Consider the following 5831-nt stretch of genomic DNA (forward strand, 5'->3'; position numbering starts at 1 on the left):
GCAGCGCGCCCGCCGAGGCGGGCGTGCCGCCCTCGCCCGCGACCGTCAGCCCGTAGAACACCGAGGCCAGACCGGGGGAGAGGGTGAGCAGACCCAGGAGGTCCAGCGGGCGGCGTACCGGGTCCTCGCCCCCGCCCGGCACCAGCCGGGCGCCCAGCACCAGGGTGAGAACGCCCACCGGCAGGTTGACCAGGAAGATCCACCGCCAGGACAGGGCGTCCGTCAGGATCCCGCCGAGCACCGGCCCGGTCATCGGCCCGATCAGCACCGGGACGCCCAGGACCGCCATCGCCGTACCCTTGCGCTCCGCCGGGACCGCGCGCAGCAGCAGGGTCATGGCCACCGGCACGATCAGTCCGCCGCCCGCCCCCTGCACCACCCGGAAGGCGATCAGCGACCCGGTGTCCCAGGCGACGCCGCAGAGCCCCGACCCCGTGGTGAACAGCGCCACGGAGACCAGGAACACCCGCCGCCCGCCCCACCGGTCCACCGCCCACCCGGTGACCGGCAGGACGGTGGCCAGCGCCAGCGTGTAACCGGTGACCACCCACTGCACCACGGACAGCGGACTGCCGAACGAGGCCTCCAGGCGGGGCAGGGCGACGTTGACGATGGTCAGGTCGAGGACGGTCATGAACGAGCCCAGCACCAGCACCGCGGCCATCGCCATGACCTGCCGGGGTATCGCGGGAAGCGCGGCGGCGGCCCCGCCGGGCGGGCGCCGCCGCAGGGTGACGGCCACCCCGGTCAGCCCGCCCGGTACGGCACGGCCGCCCGTCCGGCCCGCAGGGCGCGTCCCCACCAGACCAGTTGGTCCAGCATCGCCTTGGCCGCGCCCTCCGGGACGGCCGGGTCGTGCGGGACGCCGTCCGCGTCGAACCGCTCCCACGCGAGAGGGAAGCTGACCGAGTCGCGGACCGTGGTCGCGTGCAACTCGGCGAAGACCTGCCGCAGTTGCTCGACCGCGCGCAGACCGCCGGCGAAGCCGCCGTAGGAGACGAAACCGACCGGCTTGGCCTGCCATTCGTCGCGGTACCGGTCGATCGCCTGCTTCAGGGGCGCGGGGAAGCTGTGGTTGTACTCCGGGGTGACGACCACGAAGGCGTCGGCGGCGGCGAGCCGTTCCGCGAGGCCCTCGCCGTCCGGATGGTCGGCGAGGTCGGCCGGGTCGAGGGTGAGGTCGTCGCGTTCGGCGGCCACCCGGAGGAACCAGCCGGTGACCACGGGGGCGAAGCGGCCCTCCCGGGTGGAGCCGGTCAGGACGAGGAGGCGTAACGGAGCGGAGGAGAAGGACGTCATGGACCGAAGGTACAACGATGATGGCAAATAATGCAACGGCCGTTGTAATGGCTCGGGCGGCGGCTACCGTGGAGCGCGCGACGGCGAAGGAAAGGACGGCCTTGGTGGGCGAGCGACGGACCGACAAGAGGCAGGCGATCGTGCGGGGCGCCGCCAGGGTGTTCGGCCGGGAGGGCTATGCCCGCGCGGGCATCGACGCCATCGCGCAGGAGGCCGGGGTCTCCTCACGCACGATCTACAACCACTTCCCCGCGGGCAAGGACGAGCTCTTCCGCACCGTCCTGCTCGAAGGCTCGCGGCGGGTGGTGGAGGCGCAGGTCGACGCCATCGACCGCAGGCTGCACAAGGTCACCGACCTGGAGGCGGACCTGGTCGCCTTCGCCCGTGCCTGGCTGGAGCCCAAGTCCGCCCACCCGGAGCACTTCGCGGTGGTGCGGCAGATGCAGGCCGAGGCGGGCCGGCTGCCCTCCGAGTTCCTGGAGACCTGGCGCGCCAACGGGCCCGACCGCTCCCAGGCCGCGCTCGCCGAGCGCTTCCGCGAGCTGGCCGAGGAGGGCTGGTTCGAGGCCCCCGACCCCGAACAGGCCGCGCTGCACTTCGTGCTGCTCACCGGCACCGAGATCGGCAGCCGCACCCACCCGGGCGCCACGCCCCTGCCGGAGTCCGAACGCGAGGCGCTGATCGCCGCCGGGGTCCGGACCTTCCTGTACGGACACCTGCCGCGCCGAACCTGAACCCCCGCGCGAGGCCCGGACGTTCACGCGAAGGTCATCGCACCCGCAGCTCCAGCACCCGGTCGTCGCCGTCCTTCGGCTCCCCGCGCCCGTCCGTGTTGGAGGTGACCAGCCACAGCCGGTCGCCGCCCGCCGCGACCACCGTGCGCAGTCGCCCGTACTTCCCCTCCAGGAACGCCTGCGGCTCGGCCGACGCCTCGGTGCCGGCCAGCGGGATCCGCCACAGCCGCTCGCCGCGCAGCCCGGCCATCCAGACCGAGCCCTCCGCGTAGGCGATCCCGCTGGGGGAGGCCTCGTCGGTGCTCCACTGGGCGAGCGGATCGCGGAACTCCCCGCCGCCTCCCTTGCCCTCCTGCTCGGGCCAGCCGTAGTTGCCGCCCGGCTCGATGTGGTTCACCTCGTCCCAGGTGTCCTGGCCGAACTCCGCCGCGAACAGCCGCTGTCGGTCGTCGAAGGCGAGACCCTGCACATTACGGTGACCCCACGAGAAGACCGGGGAGTCCGGGGACGGGTTGCCCGGCGCGGGCTCGCCCTCCGGCGTGAGGCGCAGGATCTTGCCGCCGAGCGACTCCCGGTCCTGCGACAGCTCCTCGTCGCCCGCCTCCCCGGTGCCGACGTACAGCAGCTTGTCCGGGCCGAACGCGATCCGCCCGCCGTTGTGCACGAAGGCCTTCGGAATGCCCCGGAACACCACGTCCGGCTCGCCGAGCTGCTCGCCCGCCGGCCGGTCCGGGCGGTACAGCATCCGCACGATCCGGTTGTCGGAGGCGGAGGTGAAGTAGGCGTACAGGTAGTGGTCCGAGGAGAACCCGGGGGACAGCGCGAGGCCGAGCAGCCCGCCCTCGCCCTCCGGAGCGACCCCAGGCACCTCGCCGACCTCGGTCTTCTTCCCGCTCGAGGTATCGACCCGGGTCACCGTCCCCTCGTCGCGGGAGGCCACCAGCAGCGCGTCGTCACCCACCGGGGCCACCCCCCAGGGCGACTTCAGCCCGGTGGCCACGGTCCGGACCACCTCCACCGACCCCTTGGCGGGCGGGGTGCTCGCCCCCGGGCTCCCCGACGGCGACGGGTTCGCCGTCGCGCCGCTCACCGAGGGGGACGGCGCCGCGTCCCCGCTTCCCGAGGAGCAGCCGGCGGTCAACAGGAGCGCGGAGGAGGCCAGCACGGCCGCCACGGCCGCGGATCGTCCAGGACGTCGCACGATGAGGGTCCCTTCGGTCGGATCGGTCACGTCACGGGGCCGAGCGGTACCGCACGGGTTTCGGCTTCACCCTGTCCTACACCGGACGGCTCCGGAAAGTTCCCGCTCCGCCGCGGTCGTGCCGTCCGACGCCCCGGGAGACCGGCGCTCAGTCCCAGGAGCCGAGCGCCGCCGGCAGGTCCCGCAGCTCCGCCAGGTCCTCGGCGGTCAGCCGCAGCGCGGCCGCGCCGGCGTTGGGGCCGACCCAGCGCTCCTGCTTCGTCCCCGGCACCGCCACCACGTGCGGCCCCTGCGCCAGCACCCACGCCAGCGCCACCTGCCCCGGCGTCACCTGCGCGCCGTGCCGTGCGGCGACCCGGCGCAACCCGGCCACGACGGGCTGGTTGGCGGCCATCATCTCCGCGGTGAACCTCGGATGCCGCGCCCGCGGGTCGTCGGGCTCGAACCCCTCGCCCGGGGTGAGCGTGCCGGTGAGGTAACCGCTGCCCAGCGGCATCGCGGCGAGGAACCCCACCCCGTGCGCCGTGCACCAGGGGAGCAGGGTCTCCAGCGCCTCCCGGGACCAGACGGACAGCTCCGCCTCGACCGCCGTCACCGGGAACACCTGCTGGAGCCGGCTCAGCTCCGCCAGCGTGCCCTGGTACGGCCGTGCCCCGGTCCGGCGGCCGGTACGGGCGCCGCCCACCGCGCACAGGCCCAGCGAGCGCACCTTGCCCGCACGCACCAGCTCGGCCATGGCGCCCCAGGTCTCCTCGACCGGCACCTCGGGGTCGGAGCGGTGCAGCTGGTACAGGTCGATCACATCGGTCTGCAACCGCCGCAGCGAGGCGTCGCAGGCGCGCCGCACGTAGCCGGGCCGGCCGTTGGCGACCAGGTGGCCCTCCCCGACCAGCAGACCGACCTTGGTGGAGACGAACGCGTCCTGGCGCCGCTCCTTCAGCACCCGGCCCAGCAGCAGTTCGTTGGTGAACGGCCCGTACATGTCGGCCGTGTCGAGCAGCGCGGCCCCGGCCCCCAGGTCGAGCGCCCGGTGCACGGCGCGCAGCGACTCGCCGCCGCGTTGCCGCGAGGCGCTGTACCCCCAGCTCATCGGCATGCACCCGAGCCCGACGGCACCGACCTCGAGCGTCGTCGAGCCCAACCTCCTGCGCTCCACCTGCCCCCGACCCTCCCTAGGCATGCCCTGCCGCCACCACCGGATCCCGCGAGCAACCAACCTAACGTCTGCCGTCCGCGGGCACTGACCTAGCCTCGGGGGCATGACTGCTGAAGTGTGGCTGCCCTACCGCGAGGACGAGCTGGAGGGACTTCCCGAGGGTCCCGTGTACCGGTTCTGGAACGGGGAGGGGGAGTATCCGGCGGACCCGGCCGCCTGCGACTTCTACGTCGTCCCCTACCTCAAGGCCGGTGCGGTGACCACCCGCCCGATGCGGGAGATGACGTCGGTGCGGGTGGTGCAGACGCTCTCCGCCGGGATCGACCACGTCGAGCCGGGCCTCGCCGCGCTGCCCGACGGCGTCCAGGTCTGCAACGCCCGGGGGGTGCACGACGCCAGCACCGCCGAGCTGACCCTGGCGCTGATCCTGGCCCAGCTGCGCGGCATCCCCGACTTCGTGCGCGCCCAGGAACGCGGTGAGTGGGCGAGCGGCTTCCGGCCCGCGCTGGCCGACCGGACGGTGCTGATCGTCGGCTACGGGGCGATCGGCTCGGCGGTCGAGGACCGGCTCGTGCCGTTCGAACCCGCGCGGGTGGTACGGGTCGCGCGCTCCGCGCGCACGACGGAGCGCGGTCCCGTGCACCAGCTCGCCGACCTCCCGGGGCTGCTGCCCGAGGCCGACGTGGTGGTCCTTCTGACGCCGCTCACCGAGGCCACCCGCCATCTCGTGGACGCCCCGTTCCTCGCCCGCATGAAGGACGGGGCGCTGCTGGTGAACGTGGCCCGGGGGCCCGTGGTGGAGACCAAGGCCCTGCTCGCGGAGGTGGAAACCGGAAGGATCAAGGCCGCGCTGGACGTCACCGATCCCGAGCCGCTGCCCCCCGGTCACCCGCTGTGGACGGCTCCCGGTGTGCTGATCTCCCCTCATGTCGGAGGCCCCACCAGTGCGTTCGAGCCGAGGGCCAAGAGGCTGCTGGTGGACCAGTTGTCCCGATTCGCCGACGGACGCCCTCTGCGCAATGTGATGCTGACGACCGGTGGAGCAGGCATGGACTGACCCGGTCCGGGTACTCTCCGCAGTCCCGCGAAAGCGGAACGTCTCCGAACCTCCGTTCGTCATCACGCAGAGTAGATGAACTATGTCCCTGAGTGACGATGCTGGTGTATCGTCACTCGGGGGCTGCGCCCGCATCGAGGCGCCGGAGACGGACTGGACCGAACTGCGAGGGGGGCGACGGGTGATGCACGGCCGACGGACCGGACGACGGACCCATGACGCTGCGACCTACCACGCCGTCCATCACGCCGTCCATCACGTCGTCCATTGCACCGCCCAACACGCCGCCCGTCACGCCGGGAGGACCGGGACCCCTCGGTCCGTGAGCCGTCGCGCCGTCAGCGGTCGCGCCGTGGTCCACCGCGCCGCCACCCGACGCCCCGC

Annotated in this window: 6 protein-coding genes; 2 read left to right on the forward strand and 4 right to left on the reverse strand. The window is 73.4% G+C overall.

Annotated elements, in window-relative coordinates:
- Positions 1–742 (reverse strand): DHA2 family efflux MFS transporter permease subunit (locus tag HW445_RS16215; RefSeq protein ID WP_180221729.1); only part of this gene is annotated, 742 nt, incomplete at its 3' end.
- A gap of 5 nt (positions 743–747) precedes the next feature.
- Positions 748–1299 carry an NADPH-dependent FMN reductase gene (locus HW445_RS16220; protein WP_180221730.1) on the reverse strand — a complete coding sequence of 184 codons (552 nt, stop codon included), beginning with the start codon at positions 1297–1299 and terminating at the stop codon, positions 748–750.
- Between the two features lie 104 nt (positions 1300–1403).
- Between HW445_RS16220 and HW445_RS16225 the strand changes: the two genes are divergently transcribed.
- Entirely contained in the window at positions 1404–2033 is a 630-nt protein-coding gene (locus tag HW445_RS16225) for a TetR/AcrR family transcriptional regulator (RefSeq protein ID WP_308799266.1), read from the forward strand.
- A gap of 34 nt (positions 2034–2067) precedes the next feature.
- Here the strand turns inward: HW445_RS16225 and HW445_RS16230 are convergent, their stop codons facing one another.
- Entirely contained in the window at positions 2068–3207 is a 1140-nt protein-coding gene (locus HW445_RS16230; RefSeq protein ID WP_180221732.1) for a PQQ-dependent sugar dehydrogenase, read from the reverse strand.
- A gap of 175 nt (positions 3208–3382) precedes the next feature.
- The gene (locus tag HW445_RS16235) at positions 3383–4390 is read right to left on the reverse strand and encodes an aldo/keto reductase (protein WP_180221733.1); all 1008 of its coding nucleotides are present in this window, start codon (positions 4388–4390) and stop codon (positions 3383–3385) included.
- A 103-nt stretch (positions 4391–4493) separates the two neighbouring features.
- Here HW445_RS16235 and HW445_RS16240 point away from each other — a divergent pair, with 103 nt between their 5' ends.
- Positions 4494–5447, forward strand: coding sequence for a 2-hydroxyacid dehydrogenase (locus HW445_RS16240; RefSeq protein ID WP_180221734.1), 954 nt, complete (start codon positions 4494–4496; stop codon positions 5445–5447).
- Positions 5448–5831 lie beyond the last annotated feature (384 nt).

The sequence above is a fragment of the Streptomyces sp. UH6 genome, from assembly GCF_013421635.1.
GTDB classification, from domain to species: Bacteria; Actinomycetota; Actinomycetes; order Streptomycetales; family Streptomycetaceae; genus Streptomyces; species Streptomyces abyssomicinicus.

Bases quoted from the DNA above. Each gene is read 5' to 3' on its own strand.
- HW445_RS16220 (WP_180221730.1), bottom strand. From the start codon at position 1,299: ATGACGTCCTTCTCCTCCGCTCCGTTACGCCTCCTCGTCCTGACCGGC.
- HW445_RS16240 (WP_180221734.1), top strand. From the start codon at position 4,494: ATGACTGCTGAAGTGTGGCTGCCCTACCGCGAGGACGAGCTGGAGGGA.